General features: G+C 34.7%; 24 protein-coding genes. 21 read left to right on the top strand and 3 right to left on the bottom strand.

Annotated elements, in window-relative coordinates; all coding sequences use genetic code 11:
• Nucleotides 1–40 precede the first annotated feature (40 nt).
• Entirely contained in the window at nt 41–883 is an 843-nt protein-coding gene (locus WH267_RS04260; RefSeq protein WP_340005997.1) for a GLPGLI family protein, read from the top strand.
• A 44-nt stretch (nt 884–927) separates the two neighbouring features.
• Here WH267_RS04260 and WH267_RS04255 read toward each other — a convergent pair whose 3' ends face one another.
• Nucleotides 928–1362, bottom strand: coding sequence for a hypothetical protein (locus WH267_RS04255; RefSeq protein ID WP_340005995.1), 435 nt, complete (start codon nt 1360–1362; stop codon nt 928–930).
• A 334-nt stretch (nt 1363–1696) separates the two neighbouring features.
• Between WH267_RS04255 and WH267_RS04250 the strand changes: the two genes are divergently transcribed.
• The 9 genes from WH267_RS04250 (at nt 1697) to WH267_RS04210 (ending at nt 13172) form a co-directional block, all read left to right on the top strand.
• Nucleotides 1697–2329: a response regulator transcription factor gene (locus WH267_RS04250; RefSeq protein WP_340005993.1), complete on the top strand. Its 633-nt coding sequence runs from the start codon at nt 1697–1699 to the stop codon at nt 2327–2329.
• Between the two features lie 6 nt (nt 2330–2335).
• Nucleotides 2336–3205, top strand: coding sequence for a hypothetical protein (locus tag WH267_RS04245; protein WP_340005991.1), 870 nt, complete (start codon nt 2336–2338; stop codon nt 3203–3205).
• A 615-nt stretch (nt 3206–3820) separates the two neighbouring features.
• The gene (locus WH267_RS04240) at nt 3821–4609 is read left to right on the top strand and encodes a sensor histidine kinase (protein ID WP_340005989.1); all 789 of its coding nucleotides are present in this window, start codon (nt 3821–3823) and stop codon (nt 4607–4609) included.
• Nucleotides 4610–4714: 105 nt separating this feature from the next.
• Entirely contained in the window at nt 4715–5095 is a 381-nt protein-coding gene (locus tag WH267_RS04235) for a hypothetical protein (RefSeq protein WP_115973423.1), read from the top strand.
• Nucleotides 5096–5100: 5 nt separating this feature from the next.
• On the top strand, nt 5101–6324 hold the full coding sequence (locus WH267_RS04230; RefSeq protein WP_340005987.1) for a hypothetical protein: 1224 nt from the start codon (nt 5101–5103) through the stop codon (nt 6322–6324).
• A gap of 234 nt (nt 6325–6558) precedes the next feature.
• Nucleotides 6559–7851: a phosphopyruvate hydratase gene (gene eno, locus WH267_RS04225; protein ID WP_115973425.1), complete on the top strand. Its 1293-nt coding sequence runs from the start codon at nt 6559–6561 to the stop codon at nt 7849–7851.
• 84 nt (nt 7852–7935) lie between these two features.
• Nucleotides 7936–9222, top strand: a complete 1287-nt coding sequence (locus tag WH267_RS04220; protein WP_115973426.1) for a citrate synthase — start codon at nt 7936–7938, stop codon at nt 9220–9222.
• A 630-nt stretch (nt 9223–9852) separates the two neighbouring features.
• The gene (locus WH267_RS04215) at nt 9853–10917 is read left to right on the top strand and encodes a helix-turn-helix domain-containing protein (RefSeq protein ID WP_340005984.1); all 1065 of its coding nucleotides are present in this window, start codon (nt 9853–9855) and stop codon (nt 10915–10917) included.
• 80 nt (nt 10918–10997) lie between these two features.
• A complete protein-coding gene (locus tag WH267_RS04210; RefSeq protein WP_340005982.1) occupies nt 10998–13172 on the top strand; it encodes a TonB-dependent receptor domain-containing protein in 2175 nt (724 codons plus the stop codon).
• 38 nt (nt 13173–13210) lie between these two features.
• On the opposite strand, the gene WH267_RS04205 is transcribed toward WH267_RS04210, so the two are convergent.
• The gene (locus WH267_RS04205; protein WP_165852311.1) at nt 13211–13375 is read right to left on the bottom strand and encodes a hypothetical protein; all 165 of its coding nucleotides are present in this window, start codon (nt 13373–13375) and stop codon (nt 13211–13213) included.
• A gap of 753 nt (nt 13376–14128) precedes the next feature.
• Here WH267_RS04205 and WH267_RS04200 point away from each other — a divergent pair.
• From WH267_RS04200 to WH267_RS04150, 11 genes are all read left to right on the top strand, one after another.
• A complete protein-coding gene (locus tag WH267_RS04200) occupies nt 14129–15043 on the top strand; it encodes a dimethylarginine dimethylaminohydrolase family protein (protein WP_123320571.1) in 915 nt (304 codons plus the stop codon).
• Nucleotides 15044–15099: 56 nt separating this feature from the next.
• A complete protein-coding gene (ctlX, locus tag WH267_RS04195; protein ID WP_115973431.1) occupies nt 15100–16023 on the top strand; it encodes a citrulline utilization hydrolase CtlX in 924 nt (307 codons plus the stop codon).
• A 20-nt stretch (nt 16024–16043) separates the two neighbouring features.
• Nucleotides 16044–16403, top strand: coding sequence for an S-adenosylmethionine decarboxylase family protein (locus tag WH267_RS04190; protein ID WP_115973432.1), 360 nt, complete (start codon nt 16044–16046; stop codon nt 16401–16403).
• Nucleotides 16404–16405: 2 nt separating this feature from the next.
• Nucleotides 16406–17869 carry a DUF4178 domain-containing protein gene (locus tag WH267_RS04185; RefSeq protein ID WP_340005979.1) on the top strand — a complete coding sequence of 488 codons (1464 nt, stop codon included), beginning with the start codon at nt 16406–16408 and terminating at the stop codon, nt 17867–17869.
• 3 nt (nt 17870–17872) lie between these two features.
• Nucleotides 17873–18064, top strand: coding sequence for a hypothetical protein (locus WH267_RS04180; protein ID WP_115973434.1), 192 nt, complete (start codon nt 17873–17875; stop codon nt 18062–18064).
• Between the two features lie 12 nt (nt 18065–18076).
• Nucleotides 18077–18292 (top strand): DUF350 domain-containing protein, encoded by a 216-nt coding sequence (locus WH267_RS04175; RefSeq protein ID WP_115973435.1) that lies wholly within the window; start codon nt 18077–18079, stop codon nt 18290–18292.
• Nucleotides 18285–19799, top strand: coding sequence for a polyamine aminopropyltransferase (locus WH267_RS04170; protein ID WP_123320574.1), 1515 nt, complete (start codon nt 18285–18287; stop codon nt 19797–19799). Before WH267_RS04175 ends, WH267_RS04170 begins: the two co-directional genes overlap by 8 nt.
• A complete protein-coding gene (locus tag WH267_RS04165; RefSeq protein WP_340005975.1) occupies nt 19774–21363 on the top strand; it encodes an NAD(P)/FAD-dependent oxidoreductase in 1590 nt (529 codons plus the stop codon). Before WH267_RS04170 ends, WH267_RS04165 begins: the two co-directional genes overlap by 26 nt.
• Nucleotides 21364–21442: 79 nt before the next feature.
• Nucleotides 21443–22126, top strand: coding sequence for a hypothetical protein (locus WH267_RS04160; protein ID WP_340005973.1), 684 nt, complete (start codon nt 21443–21445; stop codon nt 22124–22126).
• Nucleotides 22107–22469: a hypothetical protein gene (locus WH267_RS04155; protein ID WP_340005971.1), complete on the top strand. Its 363-nt coding sequence runs from the start codon at nt 22107–22109 to the stop codon at nt 22467–22469. Before WH267_RS04160 ends, WH267_RS04155 begins: the two co-directional genes overlap by 20 nt.
• Nucleotides 22470–22497: 28 nt before the next feature.
• Nucleotides 22498–24252, top strand: a complete 1755-nt coding sequence (locus tag WH267_RS04150) for a discoidin domain-containing protein (protein ID WP_340005969.1) — start codon at nt 22498–22500, stop codon at nt 24250–24252.
• Nucleotides 24253–24426: 174 nt separating this feature from the next.
• Here the strand turns inward: WH267_RS04150 and WH267_RS04145 are convergent, their stop codons facing one another.
• On the bottom strand, nt 24427–25281 hold the full coding sequence (locus WH267_RS04145; protein ID WP_340005967.1) for an alpha/beta hydrolase: 855 nt from the start codon (nt 25279–25281) through the stop codon (nt 24427–24429).
• Nucleotides 25282–25317 lie beyond the last annotated feature (36 nt).

The following is a 25317-nucleotide window of genomic DNA, read 5'->3' as shown; positions in this document are numbered from 1 at the left end:
ACTGGTTTTTAACTAGTAGATTTATTATTAAAATAGTACGATGAGAAAAATTATTTGTTTATTATATTTTATACTTTTTAAAATTGTATGTGCTCAGGATAAGATTTTTGTTTACGATTATCAATATAGAATAGATTCACTAAACAGAAATATAGTAGATCAGGAAACGATGATTTTAGATATTTCAGAAACAAAATCCATATATTTTAGTTTACAAAAATATACTGATGATTCTGCGAATAACGAAGAGTTTAAAAAAAAGGATGCCAAAATTCCTGTTATCAGTATGAAGTCAAAGGTTCAGGATGTAGTCGTCAAAGACTATATTACTAAAAATAATGATCTATACACTTCTATTAATGGTGATTATTACATCATAACAGAAAATAGAAATATTGATTGGAAAATTCAATCTGAAACCAAAAATATTTTGGGATATAAAACCCAGAAAGCGACTGCTAATTTTGGTGGAAGAAAATGGGTTGCTTGGTTTACTTCTGAAATTTCTATTCAAGATGGTCCTTATTTGTTTTCAGGGTTGCCAGGTTTAATTTTGGAAATTGAGGATACTAAAAAAGATCATCAATTGAAATTAATTAGTATTAGAAAAAGATCTCTTGTGTCAAGAAATAATTTTAATGAAAAAGCGATATCAGTAACAGAAAAAAAATTTAATCAAGTTTGGAATAAATATAAAAAAGATCCCATTATAAAACTTCGACAGCTTATGTTAAGCTCAGATGGTAAATTTGAAATGTATGATGCACAAGGTAAAGAAATGGATCAAAATGAAATTCTGAAATTTAAAGAGAAGATTGAATTAGATAAAATAAAACATAATAATAATTTTATGGATCTGATACTTTATAAAGGAGCCAAGTAATTTTTCAAAAAAAAACGTCCAATGATTTGGACGTTTTCGCTATATTATATCTTCGTTCTTTTCAATGGAATGATATTGTTTCCCTGTTCAAGGTGAAGACTGTCACCTTTTACTCTCACAGTCATATCATCTTTTTTATAGATGGTTTCATCCCCTTTGGTTTCAGCTTTAGTAAGCGTAAATGTTTTTTTGTTGCTGGTAATAGCTACCGTACTTTCTTTTGGATCGTTTTTGAATACTACTTTTACCAATGTTCCATCTGTCGCTTTATAGACAAAATCTGTTTTTTCCGTTTTCTTTCCGTTGACGTCTACAGTGGATGAACTTTGAGCAACAGAATCAACCTTTCCGTTATTATCTGTAACTACTGTCTCAGTACTGTCTGTTTTAATGATACTCTTATTTCCACCTTCACTTTTTTTGCAGCTTACTACAGTTAATGTAAGTATGGCACCAAGTGCTAAAAGACCTTTTTTCATGATTATATTATTTGATATTCAATATGATTTTTATTCTTTAATTTTACAAAAATCATGCCTTGCAATATGGTGAATTTTTACAATTTTTATCTATAATTTTCCTTTTATAACCTGAATGAAATGACGGATGGTAACTAATGAAATCATTACCAATATAGTGGCAGTCCGGATTTGTTAATTTTTATTAAAAAAATAAGGTTTTGAAATGAAAAATTGATTAAATTTAATAGGATTAAAAACGAACCATAACCCTAAACTCAAACCTTAAGATTACACAAATGTGTAATTGATTCCGATCTGTTTTCTGTTGATATTTGCTTCAAATAAAAAAGACATGAGCATTTCCATTGCCATAGTAGAAGACGAAAAGAACTACAACAACGCGTTGAAGAAGGTAATCAATTATCAACAGGATATGAAGGTTGTTGCCCAGTTCTTTGATGGGAATGATGCTCTTAAAAACCTTCCCGATATTTCTCCCGATGTTGTCATGATGGATATCCAGCTTCAGGATATGCTGGGGATTGAAATTATTGAAAAGCTCAAAAAAGAAATGCCGGACACCCACTTCATCATGTGTACAAGTTTTGATGATGATGAGAAAATCTTTAATTCTTTAAAAGCCGGTGCGATGGGATACCTTATGAAAGGAGAGAGTATGGACAAGATACTTTCTTCCATCAGGGATGTTTATAATGGTGGTGCTCCTATGAGTTTTTCTATTGCCCGAAGAGTATTGCAGCATTTTGAGAAAAAGTTTCCGGAGATTAAAGGTTTCGATGAACTTACAGAAAGGGAAAAAGAAATTCTTGAACTTCTTTCGCAAGGATTGCTCTACAAAGAAATTGCTGATCAAAAGTGTATCAGTATGGATACTGTGAAAAAGCATGTCGGAAATATCTATAGAAAGCTGCATGTCAACAATAAAGTTGAAGCAGTCAATAAACTAAACCAATCTAAAAACTAAGAAACCATGAGAACCATTAAAACATTCATTGTGATACTGCTGTTATGGGGTATCCAAATTCCAGCCCAAATCGAAAAAGGCATGAAGGAAAAGCTAGCCAAATTTGAAAAGGAGAAAAAGTCTATATTGGAAAAAGAAGTGAAATCTATGGAAGGGAAAAGTCCTGTATATATTCCTTTAGCAGGAGCTTTTGCAAAAGATATGCGTCAGGCATTTATAGATAATACCTATCCTGTCCTTAATAATGAAGGCTTGTTGAAAACTGATGTATTCATCCTGGAAAACCAGCAATGGCTAGAGTTCTGTGATTTTCTACAGAATAACCCAAAGGTTACTACGATAAGACTATATTTTCTCCAATTTATCCAAAATGATTTTGAATCAAAATACACAGAACTGGCACCGTTTGATGGTAAACTTTATATTGGAATAGGCTTTTTTGATCAATCTCAGAATTTAGTGGGTGGTAAATATTATGGAATGTTATCTGTTAAGAAGACAGTAGAAATAGAGCCCCAGGACTTTATTAAAATGCATAAAAGCTATTTAAATAACATCCAAAACAAAATAAATAAGTTCAGTACTTCCGGTCAAAATACGAATTATTTGAAAATAGATGCCGGAGATTTTAAAGTACAGCGAAAGATTATAGAAGTCTATAACAGCAGTATGAGCCCTCAATATGTTCAGTCATTAACATTCACATTAGCACAAGCTATAGATCCTAAATCGCCAACATCTTTTTATAGTAGTAAATACCTTAAAAGTCAGGGGCAGCTTACTTGTCTTACAGATGCCATAGATACTAATGGTAATACTATAGAACATTTGAGAAATTATGATATGAACTCTCTTTGCCCCCAGCAATGTCCCTAAACAGAATTTATGAAATTGTTGTTTTGATCTGCTTTCTGTACTCTGTCTATTTATGGATATATAAGTGCAAGTCAAAACAACAGTTTTACTTTTTTGTATATCTGCTTCTTATTATAGGAGTGGATATTATTCCTGTAAATCTATCATCATGGATAGAGTTTGACAGGAATAATTTATTTTTCGGATATATTATTCTTTCTCTAATTTATTTTAGTACAATCTATTTTAAAAGTATTCATGATCGTGTTTTCAGAATCTCAATAATTTGCTTTAGCTGTTTACTGATTATTTTTAATCTCATGGAATTTCAGACGGATATAAAACAATTAAGTTTTACATCAATCATAAGCCTCCCTCTTCTTTTTATATTCCTTTCTATGACCTGGTTCATATATAAACTTAAAAATGTTGATGATAAAAGCATTACTGAAAATTTTTTGTTTTGGATCAGCTCAGGTATTTTGATCTGGTCTGTATTTTTTATTTTCCGGGCTATCCCGATGTATTTTTTACAAAAAAATGATTCCCAGCTTTTAAGCTTTCTGACAATGACATTTTCAATTGTGAATGTCATGATCTATCTTTTATTTTTAATAGGATTAATATTCACACAGAATGAAAGAACTTCCCGAAGAAATTAAAGCAACCTATATCCTTACTGTTGTTATCATGATGCTATTCGTAGGATTCATCATTTTCGTGGTTTTAATGTATAACAGAAAGCAGCTTCTTTACTTCAAAGAAAAGCAGTTAAAAGAAGCCGAATATCAAAACCAGCTTCTTCAGAAAGAACTGGAGAAACAAAAGTTAATAGAAAAGGAACGGGAACGTATTTCTCATGATATGCATGATGATCTCGGTGCGGGGATTTCTGCGCTTAAGCTTCATTCTGAATTTCTAAAACAAAAAGTAAATGATGATGATCTCCAGAATGATATTGATGAATTGCTGAAAACATCAGAAGAGATGAATATTTCCATGCGGGAAATGCTCTGGAGTCTGAACTCAGGTAATGACACGCTGGAACGTTTCATAGATTATGCGATTATTTATTCCGGAAATTTCCTAAAAAAAACTAAAATCGTATTACAGTCAGAATGTATAGATATCATAAGTGATACTCCCATTTCTACAGAATTAAGGCGTAATCTTTTCTTATGCCTGAAAGAAGCCGTTAATAACATCTACAAACATAGCCAGGCAGATACGCTGAAACTCTCATTTTATCAGGATAGAAACATCTTCATTATGAAGATTTCAGATAACGGAACAGGAATTCCGGAAGAATGCCATAAAGGAAATGGTCTCCGGAATATGAAAAGAAGGATGAGCGATATAGAAGGAAAATGTGAGATTACACCTGAAGATCCCGGAACTTCTTTAACCTTTGAAGTAGTATTATAATGGTTGCCATATGTAATCTTACTTTTTAATTTGTATAATCACCCTTTTGTGTAATTGACAAATATATTTTTTAGGCCGAACTTTGATATATAAAACTTGATAGCCATGAAAACTCTAATTAAAAAATCAGTTAAAACTTTTAAATTAACGGGAGATGATAACGATTATGTTTTAACAATTACGATTTCCACGGATGCCCAGGTAAATACAAACGTAAGGTATCTGGCCACAATTAATGATTTGTATGACGGCTCTGATGATGTAATTACGGTAGACATCATACAGGGTAAAAGATTACGTATTCGCCACATTTTTGATTTTAGTGGTATTAATGATAGTCTTTTAGATCCAGCAATGCAGCACACTAGCATTATGTATACTTTACGAGGTCAGGATAATATGGTACTTCCTTTTGAGAAGAATACAAAGGCTGACCTTTCTCCAATGAAAAGAATTATTAGCGTAAAAGTGATAAATATAAAATGAAGATCATGAAAAAGATATTTTTGATGGTGTTGACTTTTATATCTATACATGGATATAGATCACAAAATAAAAACACCGAAGTAAAGGAAATTGATGTGGAACTTAAAGAACTCGCCATTTCAAATCCAGCGTCTATTATTCTGTTGGGTATTTCTCCCTCCGAATTGGAAACTCCAAAGTCAAAAAAAGCAATTGTTTTAAGTTTAGTCAATTCATTTAAGAAAAGTGAAGGAATTCCGGATACGTATGCATTTGAAATTACACCATATTGGCTACTACGTTCAAAAGGAATGAATTCGCTCAAATATGCAGGGTTTAAAGAATATGACGGAAAAGTATATAAACAAAATGTTTTTAATGACTTGAATAAAGCATCATTTTCATTAGGATTTGTGAGAGATTTAATTCTAAATTCAGATGATGATATTAAAAATCCGGCATTCTCTGTAAGTGTAAGAGGAACTTTAATTAAGATTCGAACTCAGGATAATCTCAAAAAAATTGTAAAAGAAGATTCTGCAAAAAAAGCTCAATTAAAATTGATCAGTAAATATTTAAGCGATAAAGAATTAGAAATTGAACAAAAGTGTATTGATGAAAATTTAAGTCCTTCAGATTGTGAAGATTTATTAGAAGGCAGCTTAAGCAAGTTACTAAAAAAGTATGAAGAGAATGAAAATGGGCTCAAAAATGTCGATTATTACAGAAGCCTCTTAGAAGCCTCCCCCATACTTGCTGTGGATTTTGCTGGTGGCTACAGTACTTTTTTTTCTGATAATAAATTTTCAAACAGTCACTTTGGAAAACTAGGGTTTTGGTTAACGTTGAATACAGGTTTTGATTTTACAAAAAAAGAGAATCCTGAAGCAGAGAAGAAACTTAATTTTTACGGGATCGTTCGATATCTTGATGATGGAACAGCGCTAGACATCAATCAGCAATTTCTCAGAACTAAAAACTATGATTTTGGAGGAAAGGCAGAGTTTACTTATAAAAGGTTTTCTGTTTCCTGGGAATATATTTATCGTATCAATGATATTGAAAAAACATTTCGAACCAATGGTTTAGTGGCTTATAAAGTATCGGATAAAGTATATATTAACGCGGCGTTTGGCAAAAATTACGGAGAGAAAGATAATCTGATTTCTTTTTTAGGCCTTAATTGGGGACTAGACTCTGAGAAACCAAGTGTTTTCGTCAATACTCCTGATGAAAAAAAGATTGAATAAAATAACAATCATTTAGGCAAACCTATCCATTTCTATATAAGTATAGATATTCAATTTAAAAATAGAAACCTTTTTTGATGTGATTTCAAGAAAGGTTTTTTGGGAAGTAAATCATGAGTTTATCATAATATAAATTAACTAAAATTTAACTTCGAATTATTTCAAAAAAAACCTGCGAAATGCCCCTAAAAGTTAAATTTTGATTAAATTTGTCTAAACTAAAAAAAATAAAAAATGAGTGCAATTTCTTACATAGAAGCAAGACAGATTTTAGATTCCAGAGGTAATCCTACCATTGAAGTGGATGTATTTACAGAAAACGGTGCTATGGGTCGTGCAGCTGTTCCTTCAGGAGCATCTACAGGAGAGCATGAAGCCGTAGAATTACGTGACGGAGGTTCAGAATACCAAGGAAAAGGAGTTTTGAAAGCTGTTGAAAATGTAAAAGAAGTAATTGCAGAAAATTTAGTTGGTCAGCCGGTTTTTGAACAAAATTATATCGATCAGATCATGATTGATCTTGACGGTACTCCTAACAAAGGAAATCTGGGAGCTAATGCAATCCTTGGAGTTTCTTTGGCAGTAGCAAGAGCTGCAGCTGCAGAATTGGGAATGCCTTTATACAAATATGTAGGTGGTGTAAATGCAAACACACTTCCTGTTCCTATGATGAATGTAATCAACGGTGGTTCTCACTCAGATGCTCCTATCGCATTCCAGGAATTTATGATCATGCCGGTAAAAGCAGATTCTTTCTCTCACGCATTGAGAAAAGGAACAGAAATTTTCCATAATCTAAAATCTATTCTTCATTCAAGAGGTTTATCTACTGCGGTAGGTGACGAAGGTGGTTTTGCTCCTACTTTCAAAGGAACTGAAGATGCTTTGGATACATTGCTTCAGGCCATTGAAAAAGCAGGCTATAAGCCAGGTGACGACATTATGTTAGCACTTGACTGTGCAGCTTCTGAATTCTACAAAGACGGAATTTATGATTACAGAAAATTCCAGACTCAGGACGCAGCTCAGTTTTCAAGCAGCGAGCAGGTTTCTTACTTAGCTGAACTGGCTGCAAAATACCCAATCATTTCCATTGAAGACGGTATGCAGGAAAATGACTGGGAGGGGTGGAAAATGTTAACTGATAAAATTGGTGACAGAGTACAGCTTGTAGGAGATGATTTATTTGTAACCAACGTAGAAAGACTATCCAGAGGAGTAAAAGAAAATATTGCTAACTCTATCCTTGTAAAAGTAAACCAAATTGGTTCTCTTTCTGAAACAATGGCAGCCGTACAAATGGCTCAGAACAACAAATTCACTTCAGTAATGTCTCACAGATCAGGAGAAACTGAAGATTCTACCATTGCTGATTTAGCGGTAGCAATGAACTGTGGACAAATTAAAACAGGTTCAGCTTCAAGATCAGACAGAATGGCGAAATACAACCAGTTGTTAAGAATTGAAGAAGCATTGGGTGAAACTGCTATTTTCCCAGGTTTAGAAGCATTCAAAATAAAAAGATAATTGAATTTATAAATAACGGCAAGCGATAATTTTTGTTTGCCGTATTTTATGGAAAGTGGTATATTTAAAAAAAATAAATAAATAATGTCAGACAACAAAGTAATATTGAATTACGACGGTAATTCATATGAATATCCTATCGTAGATAGTACTATCGGAGACAGAGGGATTGATATTTCGAAATTAAGAGACCAGACAGGTTTAATCACTCTGGATTTAGGTTACAAAAATACAGGAGCTACTATTAGCGACATCACTTACTTAGACGGAGATAAAGGAGAATTATTCTACAGAGGTTATCCAATCGAGCAAATTGCTGAAAAATCTAACTTCACAGAAGTAATGTATCTTTTATTACATGGAGAATTACCTACTCAGGATCAATTTACTTCTTTCGACAACAATATTAAAAAATATAACTTCATCGCAGATGAGATGAAAAAGATCATTGATGTTTTTCCTCGTTCTGCTCACCCTATGGGAGTTTTATCTTCTATGACGTCTGCATTGACAGCCTTCAATCCGAAAGCCGTTAACGTAAACTCTAAAGAAGAAATGGATCACGCAGCTGAGCTGATGATCGCTAAGTTCTCTCACCTTTGTGCTTGGACATACAGAAAAACTCAAGGTTTACCATTAAACCACGGTGATAACAACCTTAGCTACGTAGAAAACTTCTACAAAATGGCATTCAGATTACCAAACGCCGATTTCGAAATCGATCCGGTTGTAGTAAGTGCTTTAGATAAACTATTAATTCTTCATGCAGATCATGAGCAAAACTGTTCTACTTCTACAGTAAGAATGGTAGGTTCTGCTCACACAGGTCTTTTTGCTTCTATCTCTGCTGGGGTATCTGCACTTTGGGGACCACTTCACGGTGGGGCTAACCAAGCTGTAATCGAAATGCTTGAACTTATCGAGAAAGATGGTGGTGATGTATCTAAATACGTTGCTAAAGCTAAAGATAAGAATGATAACTTCCGTTTGATGGGATTCGGACACAGAGTGTACAAAAACTTCGACCCAAGAGCAAAAATCATCAAGAAAGCTGCTGACGATATCCTGAAAGCATTAGGAATCCAGGATAAAGCTCTTGACATTGCAATGCAGTTAGAAAGAGTAGCACTTGAAGATGAGTACTTCGTAGAAAGAAAACTATATCCAAACGTAGACTTCTACTCAGGAATCATCTACAGAGCATTAGGAATTCCTACAGAAATGTTTACTGTAATGTTTGCATTAGGAAGATTACCAGGGTGGATCTCTCAATGGAAAGAAATGAGATTGAAAGGAGACCCGATCGGAAGACCAAGACAGGTTTACCAAGGTGCTCAGGAAAGAAACTATATCGATATCGCAAGCAGATAATATTTGCTTCTACCATATCAAAATCCCAAAGCTTGCTTTGGGATTTTTTGTTTTTGACAATTAAGAATTTTTCTTTAAATGGAAACAGCACAATTTCGTATTATTTACAATTTTCTTTAGAAAATTATTCACCACAAAAGTCATAAATGATTGAAACAATTAAGTGATTTTAAGTTATAAGCATATTGCATGAGGAGTTTACATAAGTTTTAAAATCTCTTATTTTGATATCTGCAATCATCTGTGATAAGATCTGCGAGAAACTTTAATTACCAATAAAAAGCTTTTTATTAAGCAGCTTTTAGCTTCATTTATAAATATTCAAACAGTGTTATCCACAATAATTATCCACAATGCTTGTCATTCAATAGAAATGGGCTTTAGCCCATTTGAATCATAAATCAAATCATCCATTGGCTTTAGCCAAAACAAACCAAAATTTTTTATAAAATTATATATCTTGTTGAAATTGAATTCAATAAATGACTAAATTTACTCCTGCAGAATGTAAGTTTTCGGCTAAGATAAGATGAATGATATTGATTGATTAAACGAGCTGAAATCCGTTTCTATTGATCAGAAATGAATATTATTTTCTGGCCAGTATTTAAAAATAAGAACTAATTAACAATGACTTTCGGAGAACATATACTATTTTTTTTCAGTGCCTTGGGAGCTTTCAATGGAGTTTTGCTTGGTATTTATCTGCTGTTCGTTAAAAGACTGAGAAATTTACAGGATTTCTTTCTGGGAGTTTTGCTTTTAATGTTAAGCAGTAGAGTTGGGATAGCAGTTTGTATGTACTTTTATCCCGAATTACCAAGGATCATTCCGCATCTGGGGATGTCTGCATTGTTTTTTGCAGGTCCTGCTTTATACTATTACATCAAATCTTCCCTTTATCAGGAACAGTTTGACCTGAATTCATCCAGAAAAGCGTTTGGATTTTTAACCGTTCTTTTGGGAGTTGTTGGATTGTTATATTTAGTCTTTCCGGTGGCTTGGGATGATTATTTTGGAAGTTTTATATATACTGTTTGGTCAGTATTTATTTGCCTCACAGTTTATCAGTATTATATTTTTTCTAAGCAGAATATCAGAAGCACTAATAAATTTGTTCTTCCGGTTCTCATCAGTAATGTGATTATCTTTTTGACTTACCAGCTAATTTCTACAGGTTGGGTACAGATTTATTGTGCAGGAGGAAGTCTGGTTTTTTCATTTGTTCTGTATGCTAACTTTTTAATTTTATTCAATAAAAAAGATCAACAGATTCCGGCAAAAGATCCTGGTAACAGATATTCTAATAAAAAGATTTCAGAAGAACAGGCAGATAATTTTGCTTCCAGATTAGAAAAACTGATGAATACAGAAGAACTTTATAAAAATCCAAATCTTAAATTAAGTGATCTTGCCTTCAGAATGAATATATCAACCCATCAGCTATCCCAGCTGCTGAATGATAATTTAGGGAAAAGTTTTTCCACGTACATTAATGAATACCGAATTGGTGAAGCCTGCGGAAAAATAGAAAATGGTTCTTATTTAAAAATTGAAGAGATTGGATATGAGGTTGGATTCAATTCAAAATCAACTTTCTTTTCAACATTCAAGAAAATAAAGAATACCACACCACTTTTATACAAACAGATGCAAACGCCTTCTGAGACTGGGGTTCATAGTCTCAATTTATAATTTCGTACTGCTGAATTTTAATTCTAAAACCTGATTTTTACCATAAGCCAATACTTTTGATCTCATAAAATTTAAAAATTATGATGATCAAATTATGGCTCTTTCTGTTATTACTATTTCTACCAATTTTTGGAAAGGCACAGAAAGCCACGGGAAATAATGAATCGGATTCTCTGGCTCGGCAAAAGTCTTCAACAACAAATATTTCAGAAGTTGTTATCCAAGCCGCCCCACGAAGCGTCAAATTGAATGACGGAAATTTGACGGTGGCTGTTTCCGGAAATAAAGACTTTAAGACTTCCACCCATCTGCTTGATGTTTTAAGAAAAACACCAGGAGTAACTATCGATCAGGAAGAAGGAATCTTTATTGGGGGAAGAGTGACTCCCGCCATATTCATTGATGGCAAACCTATTGTAATGAGTAATCAGGAGTTGCAGGCTTATTTACGGTCTTTATCACCGGAAATGGTAGAATCTCTTGAAGTAAACACCAATCCATCTTCAAAATATGATGCAGAGTTTAAAGGAATTATTGACATTAAGCTGAAAAAGAATACCGATCTGGGTTGGAAAGGAAATTATAATGGGAATCTGTATGCATATAAGTTCAACTCCCGGGAGAATACTCTGAATCTTACTTATAACACAGAAAAAGTAGCATACAGTTTTCAGGGAGGATATAACGATGGAATCTCATTTTATCAATACAATGCCCTACAACGGCTGGCTAATACCAATGTTATGAGGACCAGAACCTATCAGGAGGATCAGGTAAATGTGTACAACATTCAGGCAGGAGCAGATTTTAGATTGAATGATAAAAACAGGCTAAGGCTGAACCTAAGGGGCAGTTCCAGGGAGATTGACCGGATGCGCTTAGGTTCATTATATACTACTGATAAAAGTGAAAAACAGCTTGTTTTTAATACCGGAAATGAAAATCCAATGCACTATTCCCAGAACAATTACGGGATTACCACTGATTATTCTTTTCAAAATAAAGGATTTAAAATAAATTTTTTAGGTAATTATCTCTCCGTGAAAAACAAGCAGAAAGACGATTTTATTAACAGAGACAAAGCTTCTTCTGAGGTATTGTCCTATTGGAAATCTGATCTTGTTAATAAGATAGATATTTATACAGGGCAGATTGATGCCTCTCAAAAAATAGGAGAAGCAGAAGTAGAGGCAGGACTTAAATATAGCCAGTCTGATACCAACAACAATATCAGGTATGATACTTTATCTGTGAATAACCAGTTTGCATTCGATCCCGATAGAAGTAATCTGTTTTCCTACAAAGAGAAAATATTGGCAGGGTATTTAGCCTATAAACAAAAATTTGGAAAACTTCAGATCAATGCAGGATTAAGGCTTGAAAATACAAATAGTGTTTCTGATGCTGTTACTTTAGATTCTATTGTTTCAAGAAATTATCTGGAATGGTTACCATCCTTCAGTGCAAACTATACATTTAATAAATCTAATGAACTTTCACTATCCTATAGCAGAAAAATAACAAGGCCTGTTTTTTCACAGCTTAATCCATTTCGCTATTACTTCAGCCCTTTGAATTACTCGATAGGAAACCCTTATCTGCAGCCTTCTTTTACAAGCCAGATCAAAGTAACCTACCGATACAAAAATTGGATCACAAGTTTTACGATAGGAAAAGAAAAAGATGTGATGGCCCGCTACCCTATATATAATCCGAAAACCAATGTATTGGAATATCTGGGAGCCAATCTTCCATACCGTAATTTTGTAGTCCTGGAAACAAGTTTTCCTGTGAAAATTACAAAGTGGTGGAATATGACAAGCCAGATTGCTGGAAATTACAATTATGAGTTCAGACCTTATCTTGATCAGGTTTTTACACTGGGGATTTATAACTATGAAATCAGGGTAAACCAAGTGTTTACTTTACCCAAAGGATACACTGTTAATCTATTTGCTAATTATGAATCTAAAACCGGAAACAGTCTTTATATTATCAAACCACGGTATAGCATAGATCTATCCATTCAAAAATCCTGGCTTGATAATAAGCTGAACACAAAGATCGGCTATAATAATATTTTTGATACCTATGATCAGCAGTTAGAGTTCAGGCATAAACAGATTATGGACAATCAGTTTAGGCATTGGTGGGATAACAGTCGTTTCTATTTTTCACTGAGCTATAGCTTTGGAGGCTCAAAATATCAGGCAAAAGAATCTCAGAGAACAGAGGAAGAAAACAGAGCAAGATAAAAGAAAACCTGCTTGGAAAAGCAGGTTTATTATTTTTATTAAGGGCAAACGCAGTTACCACATGTCCAGATTCTGCAGCTACCGTCGTCATTCCATTCACAGCAGTATCTTGGCTTAGTAGGGCCAATTCCTCCGGTTACTGATTTTTGTTGCTCTCTTCCTAATTTTTGCGCGTTTTTAAGCACTGAATTGTTCTTGTTCATGATTTTGATTTTTTGATGTTAATAGTTAATTTGTAAACAATATAATTTCACGGAAATTATATCACTAATATAGGAATTTATTTTATTTAAAAAAGAAAAATTTATCATTATGTATATGAAATATAGAATTTTGTATCTTTTTAGATGAGGTTGTAATGTTTTTTTTCATAAAATAATGAGGATATTTTATACTCAAAAAAGAAAAATAAAGAGTCTCGTATAAATATCTTTTCCAAAAGCAGATTGATGATAAAGTATTAAAAAGCCGCCTCTGCATTTTGTAGAAACGGCCTAGGATATTTTATGGGCACATACATCTGTCACATGTCCAGATGAAACATTTTCCAGTGACATCATCCCACTCACAACATCTTCTGCCTGGTATTGCTCCTCCGATTACTGATTTTTGTTGGTCTCTACCTAATTTTTGTGCCTTTTTCAGCACTTGAATGTTCTTGTTCATAACTTTGTTTTTGATGTTAATAGTTAAGTTTTAATATATATAATTATCGCGATAATTATATCACTAATGTAGGAAATTAAATTATAAAAAAATCTATTTTTTGGTCCTTATGTAGATGAAATATAGTAGTTTATAGATGTTCTTTTATACTTTATACTGCGGTTTGTTGAATAGGGGGTAAATTTCGCTGAAAGGATGTTCTTGCGGAGGCCGAAATTCAGGTATAAAATAATCCAAAAGTTTTCTAGATAGAGACCTTTACTTATATTTGTAGTATTGCATAAATCTTTATGAGACTAAACATTAAAAACGAAACGGGCAGGCTGAGATCAGTAGTTCTGGGCCAGCCTAATTCATTGGGAGCCGTTCCCACGCTAGAGGAAAGTTATGACGCTAAGTCATATTACTCAATTGAACACAACATTTATCCTAAAGAAGAGGATATTATCAATGAAATGAACGCTTTTGAAGCGGTATTAAAAAAGTATGACGTTGAAGTATTACGCCCAAGCATTATCCAAGATTATAATCAGGTCTTTTCAAGAGATGTAGCATTTGTAATTGATGATAAAATGATCATTTCAAATGTGATTGCAGACAGAGCAGATGAACAGGAAGCATACAAAAGCGTTTTTGAAAAAGTGGCCTGGAGAAAGATTATCAATCTTCCGGAAACAGCACATATTGAAGGTGGCGATGTGATCGTATGGAATGATTTTATTTTCATCGGAACCTGTTTCAGCGAAGATTACAGAAACTATAAAACGGCAAGAACCAACGAGTATGCCATTGAAATTTTAAAAGAATACTTCCCCAAGAAAAGAATCATTGATCTTGAACTGAAGAAAAATGATAAAATTCCGTTTGAGGGAATCTTACATCTGGACTGTACTTTCAATCCGGTGGGAGAAGACAAATGTATCATCTACAAAAACGGATTTGTTGACGAAAGCGATTACCGCCTGATCATCGATATTTTCGGAGAAGAAAACTGCTTCCACATCAATGATGAAGAAATGTTTGAAATGTTCCCGAATATTTTCTCTATTTCTCCGGATGTTGTTGTTTCAGACAAAGCATTCACAAGAATGAACAACCATTTGAGAAACGAATGGGGAATGACTGTAGAGGAAATCCCATACAGAGAAATCTCTAAAATGGGTGGTTTGTTGAGATGCTCTACAATGCCGCTTGTAAGAGAATAGTTGAGTTGTAGAGTTATAGTGAGAGAGAATCTTTTAATTTTTTAATTCAAAAAAACATGCAAACAACAGATACAGTATTAATGATAGAACCGATTGCATTCGGTTACAACGCAGAAACTGCGAAAAATAATTACTTTCAGGTAGAACAGACAGGTTCTGATATTCAGTCAAAAGCTTTGGCAGAATTCAATACCTTCGTTGGGAAACTGAGAGAAAAAGGGATCAATGTAATTACTATTAAAGATACATTGGATCCTCATACCCCGGATTCTATTTTCCCAAATAACTGGGTAAGTTTCCACAAAGACGGAAAAGTGGTTTTATACCCGATGTTTGCTTCCAACAGAAGAGTGGAGAGAAGAGATGATATTATTGAAAGTATCAAAGATCAGGGATTTGAAGTCGCTGAAATTGATGACTGGTCATTTCCTGAAACCCAGGGGCATTTCCTGGAAGGAACGGGAAGTATGATCTTCGATCACGATAATAAGATTGCATACGGATCTGTCTCTTTGAGGTTAGACGAAAACCTATTCAGAGAATTCTGTGAAAAGTATGACTTTACACCGGTTGTTTTCCATTCTTATCAGACTGTGGGTACAGAAAGATTACCTATCTATCACACCAATGTCATGATGTGTGTGGCAGATAAATTTGTAGTGATCTGCCTTGATTGTATTGATGATGAATTGGAAAGAGAAAAGGTGATTGAAACCATCAAGAATTCAGGAAAAGAAATCGTTGAAATTTCAGAAGATCAAATGCAGCAGTTTGCTGGAAATATGCTTCAGGTTCAGAATAAAGATGGAGAAAAATTCCTTGTCATGAGTCAGACAGCTTATCAATCGTTAAATCAGGAACAGGTAGCTGCCATTGAAAAATATTGTGAAATTATTTATTCAGATTTAAATACCATTGAGGTAAACGGCGGGGGAAGTGCAAGATGTATGCTGGCAGAGGTTTTTCTTCCAAAAAAATAATATATTTACGAAAAAATTAATTGAACCCATTATCAAATAAAGGTTTACATATTCTTCTGACTTTGGAAACAGAGTCAGAAGATTTGTTGTTAGACAGCACAGGTTTTCTTGCTTTTACAGAACGTATTCTCAAAACAAAAGAAGTAGAGATTGTAGGAATTACCAATCATGTATTTGAAAATCAGAGTTTCACTTCGGCAGTCTGCCTTAAAGAATCGCATCTCTGTATTCATACATGGCCGGAATTTAAACAGCTTACTTTCGATGTTTTCCTTTGTAATTATACTCAGGATAATACCGCAAAAGTAGAGCAGATTGCGGATGAGGTTGTTCAGTATTTTAAAGCTAATACCATTCAGAAACACAAAATTTACAGATAAAAATGGATCATATATGTCCCGTTTGCCGAACTCATAATAATGATCTGGCCATAGATTTTTCCATTGAAGAATTTATCTGCAGCCATTGTAATAATCTCATTACAATAGGACAGTCTGTCAAGAGAAAGATTGTTAAAAAGCCTGTAGAAAATGTTGTCCTGGAAGTAGGGCGCAAGGGTTTGCTATATGGTAAGGAGTACTGGATAATTAATATTGTTATTAAAAAATATGGTTCAGATACCTTTTGGCGGGAATATGCTCTGAAAGACCATACCGGAAACAACGTGTATCTGAGTGAAAGTGATGGCCACTGGGTTTTCCTTCGTCCTGTAGATTTTGCCTTTAAAGAATTCCAATATTATGCTGAAGCAGATGGTAAGAAATACAGATGGTATGAAACCACACCTTGTAACGTTCATGCTGCTGCAGGTTTTTTTGAAGAAAAATTACAGTCCGGGTTAGCGTACTATAAAGAATATGTAAACGGTACAGAAATGATTTCTCGGGAACAATATGGTAAATCATTGCAGTTTTTCAAAGGAAACCATATTTCAAGGGGGGAAATTAAAAAAGCATTCGGTATAACAGATATGCCTTACCGCTCTGGAACAGGAATTGTTCAGCCTTTTCTCTTTAATGTTAAACAATGTACCAATATTATGGCAATTACAGCTTTATTGATCTGTATCCTGCAGTTATATGTGGTAACCTCAAGAAGTAATCAGACCGTCTTTGAGCAGGGTGTCAACTTTGCAGATGTTACTGATAAAGAGATGGTGAGTAAAAGCTTTACCCTTTCAGGCGGATCTGCCCCGTTAAAAGTACATGTATTTTCTGATGTGGATAACTCCTGGGTGAATGTAGGCCTCGGCCTTGTAAATGAAAAAACCAACGAAGTAATTTATGCTTCCAAGGATATTGAAAAATATTCCGGATTTGAAGGAGGAGAAAGCTGGAGCGAAGGAAGTACTACAGAAGACTTTAATCTGTGTGGTATTCCTGGAGGAACTTATCATTTTCTGATCTCAGCAGAAAAAGAAGGTGGTACAAAAGACCTGTTTAAATCTGGCTACAGGCCAGAGAATGCAGATTTTTCTATCATTAAAAACGATGCAGGCAGCTTCTTTCTCAAAAATGATAAAGACCAAACCATCAGTACCTATGGCGAAAGAGGTATTCTTGCCAATGATATTATACTGAGAGCCGGTCTTCAGAATAATATGAAAGAAACAGGAAAATTAGATTCTATCCTTACCAATATGCCTCAGGAATATGGTTATCCCGGAAACTATGAAAGAAATCCTTCTGTAAATATTAAAGCAAGCTGGCTGCCGGTTTCCTTCTGGAACTTTGGAATTGTGTTGGCCTGTCTCATCATATTTGCCGTAGTAATCTCCTGGATGAAACGTATTTTTGAATCAGGCAAATGGAGTAATAGTTCCAATTCACCCTATTCCAATAATTAAACTATGGAAAGAGTAATTAATTATATCAAAAGCAACTGGCTGCTGTTTACCATCGGAGGATTTTTTATGGGCTGGTTCGTTTACCTTACATTTACAGGAAACCAATTCTGCGATTGTGTAAAAACAGAAAAATATCGCGACGGAACCACAAAAAGTCATTCCAGAACAGGATTTTACAGATACTATCACAAATAAAAATTAAAAACTATGGACAACATGAATGTATTACCTATATTCAATTCAGTTCTTTATTCATTTTTAGGAATTGCCATCTTACTGGTATGTTATTTTATCATAGAGAAATTGACTCCTGAAAAAACATGGCATGAGATTGCTCAAAATAAAAATATAGCACTGGCTATTGTTTTCGGGGCTTTTATCATCGGAATTTCAATGATTATAAGCGCAGCGATTCATGGATAAAAAGAGGATTCCTCTTGAGCTGCTTTTACTGTTTTCGGTATTTGTTATTGCTACATGCGGATTGATTTATGAATTGGTGGCGGGAGCGTTGGCAAGCTATCTTTTAGGAGACTCGGTAAAGCAGTTTTCCTTTATCATTGGGGTCTACCTGTTTTCTATGGGAGTAGGTTCCTATCTGGCTAAATTCATTAAGGGGAATCTTATCGATAAATTCGTAGAGATTGAAATACTGGTAGGAATTGTTGGCGGAGTCAGTTCAGTAGTACTGTTTGTATTGTTTAATACCCTGGCCCATTTTGAAAGTGTTCTATATCTCTTTGTTTTTTTCACAGGATGTTTGGTAGGTGTGGAAATTCCACTTTTAATGAATATTCTGAAAGATAAGGTTCAGTTTAAAGATTTAGTTTCAAATGTATTTGCCTTTGATTATATCGGGGCTTTACTTGCATCTATTCTTTTTCCTTTGGTTTTGATTCCGCAGTTGGGCATTGTAAAAACGCCTTTATTCTTTGGGTTGATCAATATCTCAATTGCTATATTCTTATGTTTTTATCTTAAGAAAGAACTATCAAAACCTTTCTCATTAAAAATAAAATCAATTGCTGCATTTATCTTATTGGTTGGGCTTTTCATTTTTTCAGATACGATTTTGTCTTACTCGGAGGAGAAACTTTATGGGGAAAATATTGTATATACAAAAAGTTCTCCCTATCAGAGAATTGTTTTAACAAGAAACAATCGCGAATTCAGGCTGTATTTGAACAATAACCTGCAGTTTTCCTCAACTGATGAGTACCGTTATCATGAAGCATTGGTACATCCGGCAATGTCGATGGCTAAAAATATTGATAATGTATTAATTTTGGGCGGCGGTGACGGTTTTGCAGTACGTGAAGTTCTGAAATATAAAGAGGTGAAAAAGATTCAGCTCGTTGATTTGGATGGCGAAATGACTGATTTCTTCAAAACCAATGAAACCATGCGAAGACTGAATCAAAGTTCTTTGTCTAATCCAAAGGTGGAAGTGATCAACAAAGATGCTTATATCTGGGTAAAAGAAAATAAAAAGAAGTTTAATGTCATCATCATTGACTTTCCGGATCCGTCCAATTACAGCTTAGGAAAACTGTATTCTCTGCAGTTTTATAAAGAGCTTGAAAGATTGACTACTCCGGATACTAAAATTGTAGTACAAACCACCTCTCCTTATTTTGCCCCTAAATCATTTTGGTGCATAGAGAAAACGCTTAATCAGATTTTTCCTTTTACTTCAGCATATCATACGTATGTTCCGTCTTTTGGAGAATGGGGGTTTTCAATGGCCTCATTTGAGCCAGTGAAGAATAAGATCTACAGAAGGCTTCCCAATCTGAAATACTATGATTATGATTTTTCACAAATATCTTACTTCAACAAAGATATGAAAGTGAATGAAGTAGAAGTTAACCGTCTGGATAACCAGATATTAGTCCGTTATTTTGATGAAGAGTGGGGGAAAGTTCAGTAGAAAAGATTTCCTGAAAACAGTAATGTTGGGCGGATTGATGCTTCCCTTTCTGCAATATTGTGGAAAGAAGGTGAAATCTCTGTTGTTGAAAATCACAGGCACCAACCATGTTTTAGGACATAAACTATGGGCAAAGGATTTTCCACAATTTTCAGAAGTTATCCACATTAAGTATCTCGTGGTAGGTGGAGGGATCTCCGGGCTGTCTGCCTGCAGATTTTTCAGTCAGCACGGTGAAAATGATTATCTTTTACTGGAAATGGAAGATCATTTGGGAGGAAATTCCTCCAACGGCAAGAACAAATTTTCAAAATTTCCGCTGGGAGCACATTATCTGCCCCTACCCAATAAAGAGAATACTGAGATTATAGACTTCCTTGCTGAATTTGGGATTTGGCAGGGAACAGAAGAGAACGGAGAACCTGTTTTGGATGAGTATCAGATGACTTTTCCACAACAGGAAAGACTGTTCTATAAAAACTCATGGCAGAATGATATTGTTCCTCAAAAAGGTATTTCTGCAGAGGTACAGCAAGAGCTTGACCGTTTCTTTAAAATGATGGATGGTTTTCGCCAAAAGAAAGACATCCATGGAAACTATTGGTTTGCGATTCCTGTTCATGATTCCAGCAGGGAAGATGAGGTTCTGGAGTTGGAAAAGATGCTTTTCAAAGATTGGTTACAAGAATATGATTTCAAATCGGAGGAACTTCTCTGGCTGTTGGATTATTCTTGCAGAGATGATTATGGTTTAGGAATAGATTATGTTTCAGCCTGGGCAGGAATTCATTATTTTGCCGGCAGGAAAAACAATTGGAGTAAAAAGTATAAGGATCAGGTATTCACATGGCCGGAAGGAAATGCAAAGCTAACTCATTATCTTTCAAAGTATACAAAAGATAAAATATTAACTAAAAATTTAGTTTTTGATATTGAGATCAATGATAAGGTCGAAGTTTTAAGTTTTGACAATGTTCAGAAGAAGACCAGAAAGATCATTGCTGATAAAGTTTTATTAGCCACTCCACAGTTTGTCAATGAAAGAATATTTAAAAACAGAAAAGCCTCATCATTCCATTATGTTCCATGGTTATTGACAACCATTACCCTGAAAAATGATTTTGGAGGAGATGAAGAGCTTGCCTGGGATAACGTTATTTACGGATCATCCGGCTTAGGATATATTTTTGATCAGCATCAGAATATCAGTCAGGTCATCGGCGAGAAAGTGATTACTTACTATAAAAGCTTCTCTACAAACGATTGTAAAGAGACAAGGAAGAAGCTGTATTCTATGAAAGAACTTGAACTGAAAAACTTAGTTTTAGAGGACCTGAAGAAAGCTCATCCTTTGATAGAAGATTTTATTTTGGAAATGCAGTTTCATAAAATAGGCCATGCTATGATTGCTCCCGTTCCGGATCAGATTTTTGGAGAACATACAAAAGCAGCCAAAGAGCCTATTGAAGGAAAAGTATTTTTTGCCCATTCCGATCTTTCAGGAATTTCTATTTTTGAAGAAGCTTTCTATCAGGGAATAAGAACAGCCAAACAAATGTTTTAAGTCCCCATGATTGGTATATAATCTAAAGAAATAGCCTTGTCAAGGCTGATTGATTTTAAAAAACAAATTACTATCACAGATGAAACAACCTTGGATACATAATGCAAAAACAGACTGGTGGTTTATCTTATCCCCACCATTTCTGGTATTGTTGATCATTTTTGTTTTTCAGAAGCAAATTCAGGGGTTGGAGAATCATTATTCCTTTTATACATGGCTTTTCCTGATTGTTTTTGTAGATGTAGCACATGTGTATTCCACTTTGTTTAAAACCTATTTCGTGAAAGCTGAAGTACAAAGGAGAAAGCTGTTGTATTTGGGCATGCCGGTTATAAGCTGGTGCTTGGGAATTGCTTTGTTCCAATTTGGAGCTTTAACGTTCTGGTCAGTACTGGCACTCATTGCTGTGTTTCATTTTATCCGACAGCAGTATGGTTTTATGAGGATCTATGCCCGTTTTGAACCGGATAACTGGAGTAAGAAAATAGATGAGGTTGCGATCTATACCGCTACTGTCTTTCCCATGTTATATTGGTTTAAAACCCCACGTGCCTTTACCTGGTTTGTGAATAATGAATTTGACTGGCTTAAAAATTTACCGGATTATATTGGTGTTATTACGGTTCTGTATATTCTTATTGTAACGGTTTGGATTATAAAAACTATCGTTGAAATCATTAAAACTAAGACGGTCAATATTCCTAAAACAGCATTGATTACCGGAACTTATTTATCCTGGTATTTTGGAATCATATATTATTAATAATGATCTGCTTTTCACTTTTCTGAATGTAGTTTCCCATGGGATTCCATATATTGCCCTGATCTATATCCGTGAAATTAAACAGAAAGATCATCGTCAGTTGAACTGGATGCAGGTTTTTAAACCATTTTCAGGGATCTTTTTATTTGTAGGCATTATTTTATGCTTAGCCTTACTGGAAGAGTTTTTATGGGAAACCTTGGTGTGGAATGAACACTTTTCAATGAATCTGGCTGTTTCAGAGAGTCTGCTTCAGTTTTTAGTACCCTTATTAGTCGTTCCGCAGCTTACTCATTACCTGTTAGATGGTTTTATCTGGAGAAGACCGAAAAAAGTTAGCTAACTTTGTCTGGAATTTTTAAAATCTAAAAATGAGACAATACTTTTTAACTTTAGCAATTTTCTTCGGAATATTTGTGGGAGGACAACAGAAAACATTCTGTAATCCGATCAATATAGATTATGGTTATACTCCTTTTGAAGTCTTTTCAAAACAAGGAAAACACCGTGCTACAGCAGATCCGGTTATTGTCAATTTTAAAAATAAGCTTTTCCTTTTCTCTACGAATCAGGAAGGGTATTGGTATAGTGATAATATGCTGGACTGGAAGTTTATCAAAAGAAAATTTCTCAGGGATAATAAATATATTCATGATCTCAACGCTCCGGCGGTATGGGCAATGAAAGATACACTGTATGTGTATGGCTCTACCTGGGAACAGGATTTTCCGATCTGGAAAAGTACAGATCCTACCAAAGACGACTGGAAAATTGCTGTGGATACTTTAAAAGTAGGTGCCTGGGATCCGGCATTCCATTATGATGAAGATAAAAATAAACTCTACCTGTATTGGGGATCCAGTAACGAATGGCCTTTATTGGGAACAGAAGTAAAAGTTAAAACCCTTCAGTCTGAAGGCTTCGTAAAGCCTATCATTAAACTGAAACCGGAAGACCATGGCTGGGAAAGATTTGGGGAATATAATGATAATGTTTTTCTTCAGCCCTTTGTGGAAGGAGCTTGGATGACCAAACACAATGGGAAATATTATATGCAGTATGGCGCTCCGGCTACAGAGTTCAGCGGATATTCAGATGGTGTATATGTAAGTAAAAATCCTTTAGAAGGCTTCGAATACCAGCAGCACAATCCGTTTTCTTATAAACCGGGAGGATTTGCACGAGGAGCCGGACATGGAGCAACCTTTGAAGATAATTATAAAAACTGGTGGCATGTTTCAACCATTTTTATTTCCACAAAAAATAATTTTGAAAGAAGACTGGGAATATGGCCTGCAGGATTCGATAAAGATGATGTCATGTATACCAATACAGCATATGGAGATTACCCGACTTACTTACCGCAGTATGCACAGGGGAAAGATTTTTCAAAAGGTCTTTTTGCCGGATGGATGTTACTTAATTATAATAAGCCTGTTCAGGTTTCGTCTACCCTTGGAAGTTATCAGCCCAATTTTGCCGTAGATGAAGATATTAAGACTTATTGGAGTTCTAAAACAGGAAATGCGGGAGAATGGTTTCAGACCGATCTTGGGGAAGTATCCACCATCAATGCCATCCAGATTAATTATGCAGACCAGGATGCTGAATTTATGGGGAAGACCTTAGGCAAAATGCATCAGTACAAAATCTATGGATCAAATGATGGGAAAAAATGGAAGGTCATTGTAGATAAAAGCAAAAACACGAAGGATGTTCCTCATGATTATATTGAGCTTGAAAAACCAGCGTCGGCAAGGTTCCTTAAAATGGAAAACCTTAAAATGCCCACAGGAAAATTTGCACTGAGCGGTTTCAGGGTATTCGGAAAAGGAGCAGGGGAAAAGCCAAAAAAAGTAGAAGGATTTGTTCCTCTCAGAGCTGATGCTAAAAAATATGGAGAAAGAAGAAGTATCTGGATGAAATGGCAGCAAAACCCTGAAGCGGATGGATATGTTATCTACTGGGGAAAATCTCCTGATAAATTATACGGAAGCATTATGGTATATGAAAAGAACGAGTATTTCTTTACCGGGGCAGACAGAACGGATGCCTATTATTTCCAGATCGAAGCTTTTAATGCCAATGGAATGTCTGAAAGGACAGAGATTGTAAAATCTGAATAAAATAATATTTTAGCTGAGCTTGTAATATCTTGTCAGGAAGAAGGAAGCTGGGAGAGGGAAGTTATTGAAGTGCAAAAGCAGGATTATCACATATTTTTATTAGTTTTTTCAGACTAATTGATCAAATCTATGATTAGCTTTACAGCTATAACTTCCAGCTTCCATCCAAAACATTCATTTTGTATCAATAGTTTTGAGAAATTTTTCAATTCTATCAATAAGAAAAGTATTGTTGGGCTGCTTATTCCAATCCAGATGTCCACCATTGAATTCATAAGATTCATGAATTATATTGTTTTTACTTAAAACCGAATCCAGTATTTTACCTTGGCTTAAAGGAATAACATGGTCTGTTTTTCCATAGTAGGAAAGGGTAGGGGAAGAAGTGGTGGTAATCCAATGCACTGGGCTTGCAAAATTAATTGCTGAGGTTCCGGTTGGTAAAGTTTTAGGGTCAACTAAATGTTTTTCCACAAAAGAATATTCTTCATAGTTTTTAAAACCAGCATCTGAAAGATCAGCAGGACCTACAATATTGATCACCGCTTTTACCTCTTTATCAATATCAGAATGATAAGCATAAAGCATGGATAAATGCCCACCAGCGCTGTTTCCCAGAAGAATCAACTTAGGTCTGTATCTTAATCTGTCTTTGAGAAACGCAGTAACGCTTTTAATATCATCTGTTTGATTGGGAATTCCGTATTGCATTGCAGAGGCGAGTCTATAATTCATATTCACAAAAATATGGTCGGGAAATCTCTGCATCAGGGAAAATGTGAATAAGGTAAGCTGAGATTTATCTCCACCACGCCAGCCTCCGCCATGAATTATGATAAAGACTTTACGTTCTCCGGTGAGTTTTTTATCAGGAATATAAAGGTCCATAACCTGCTCAGGGCCTTTTCCATAACGAATATCTTTCTCTTTACTAAAGCTTATATTGTTTCCAATACTGATTTTGTTTTCTTTACATGCAGTCAGTAAAAAGAAGACTAAGCAGATAATGAATCGTAAACTCTTTTTCATACAACTAAAGGTAAAAAACCTGCTGAAGAATCAACA

It is taken from the genome of Chryseobacterium sp. MYb328 (assembly GCF_037572595.1).
Classification (GTDB): Bacteria; Bacteroidota; Bacteroidia; order Flavobacteriales; family Weeksellaceae; genus Chryseobacterium; species Chryseobacterium pennae.
This window is presented reverse-complemented; position numbering and strand designations above follow the sequence as displayed.

Bases quoted from the DNA above. Each gene is read 5' to 3' on its own strand.
- WH267_RS04165 (WP_340005975.1), top strand. From the start codon at position 19,774: ATGAAGAGTGGGGGAAAGTTCAGTAGAAAAGATTTCCTGAAAACAGTA.
- WH267_RS04150 (WP_340005969.1), top strand. From the start codon at position 22,498: ATGAGACAATACTTTTTAACTTTAGCAATTTTCTTCGGAATATTTGTG.
- WH267_RS04205 (WP_165852311.1), bottom strand. From the start codon at position 13,375: ATGAACAAGAACAATTCAGTGCTTAAAAACGCGCAAAAATTAGGAAGA.
- WH267_RS04230 (WP_340005987.1), top strand. From the start codon at position 5,101: ATGAAAAAGATATTTTTGATGGTGTTGACTTTTATATCTATACATGGA.
- WH267_RS04215 (WP_340005984.1), top strand. From the start codon at position 9,853: ATGACTTTCGGAGAACATATACTATTTTTTTTCAGTGCCTTGGGAGCT.
- WH267_RS04200 (WP_123320571.1), top strand. From the start codon at position 14,129: ATGAGACTAAACATTAAAAACGAAACGGGCAGGCTGAGATCAGTAGTT.
- WH267_RS04260 (WP_340005997.1), top strand. From the start codon at position 41: ATGAGAAAAATTATTTGTTTATTATATTTTATACTTTTTAAAATTGTA.
- WH267_RS04145 (WP_340005967.1), bottom strand. From the start codon at position 25,281: ATGAAAAAGAGTTTACGATTCATTATCTGCTTAGTCTTCTTTTTACTG.
- WH267_RS04180 (WP_115973434.1), top strand. From the start codon at position 17,873: ATGGAAAGAGTAATTAATTATATCAAAAGCAACTGGCTGCTGTTTACC.
- WH267_RS04245 (WP_340005991.1), top strand. From the start codon at position 2,336: ATGAGAACCATTAAAACATTCATTGTGATACTGCTGTTATGGGGTATC.
- ctlX (WP_115973431.1), top strand. From the start codon at position 15,100: ATGCAAACAACAGATACAGTATTAATGATAGAACCGATTGCATTCGGT.
- WH267_RS04185 (WP_340005979.1), top strand. From the start codon at position 16,406: ATGGATCATATATGTCCCGTTTGCCGAACTCATAATAATGATCTGGCC.
- WH267_RS04170 (WP_123320574.1), top strand. From the start codon at position 18,285: ATGGATAAAAAGAGGATTCCTCTTGAGCTGCTTTTACTGTTTTCGGTA.
- eno (WP_115973425.1), top strand. From the start codon at position 6,559: ATGAGTGCAATTTCTTACATAGAAGCAAGACAGATTTTAGATTCCAGA.
- WH267_RS04175 (WP_115973435.1), top strand. From the start codon at position 18,077: ATGGACAACATGAATGTATTACCTATATTCAATTCAGTTCTTTATTCA.
- WH267_RS04250 (WP_340005993.1), top strand. From the start codon at position 1,697: ATGAGCATTTCCATTGCCATAGTAGAAGACGAAAAGAACTACAACAAC.
- WH267_RS04160 (WP_340005973.1), top strand. From the start codon at position 21,443: ATGAAACAACCTTGGATACATAATGCAAAAACAGACTGGTGGTTTATC.
- WH267_RS04220 (WP_115973426.1), top strand. From the start codon at position 7,936: ATGTCAGACAACAAAGTAATATTGAATTACGACGGTAATTCATATGAA.
- WH267_RS04235 (WP_115973423.1), top strand. From the start codon at position 4,715: ATGAAAACTCTAATTAAAAAATCAGTTAAAACTTTTAAATTAACGGGA.
- WH267_RS04255 (WP_340005995.1), bottom strand. From the start codon at position 1,362: ATGAAAAAAGGTCTTTTAGCACTTGGTGCCATACTTACATTAACTGTA.
- WH267_RS04210 (WP_340005982.1), top strand. From the start codon at position 10,998: ATGATGATCAAATTATGGCTCTTTCTGTTATTACTATTTCTACCAATT.
- WH267_RS04240 (WP_340005989.1), top strand. From the start codon at position 3,821: ATGAAAGAACTTCCCGAAGAAATTAAAGCAACCTATATCCTTACTGTT.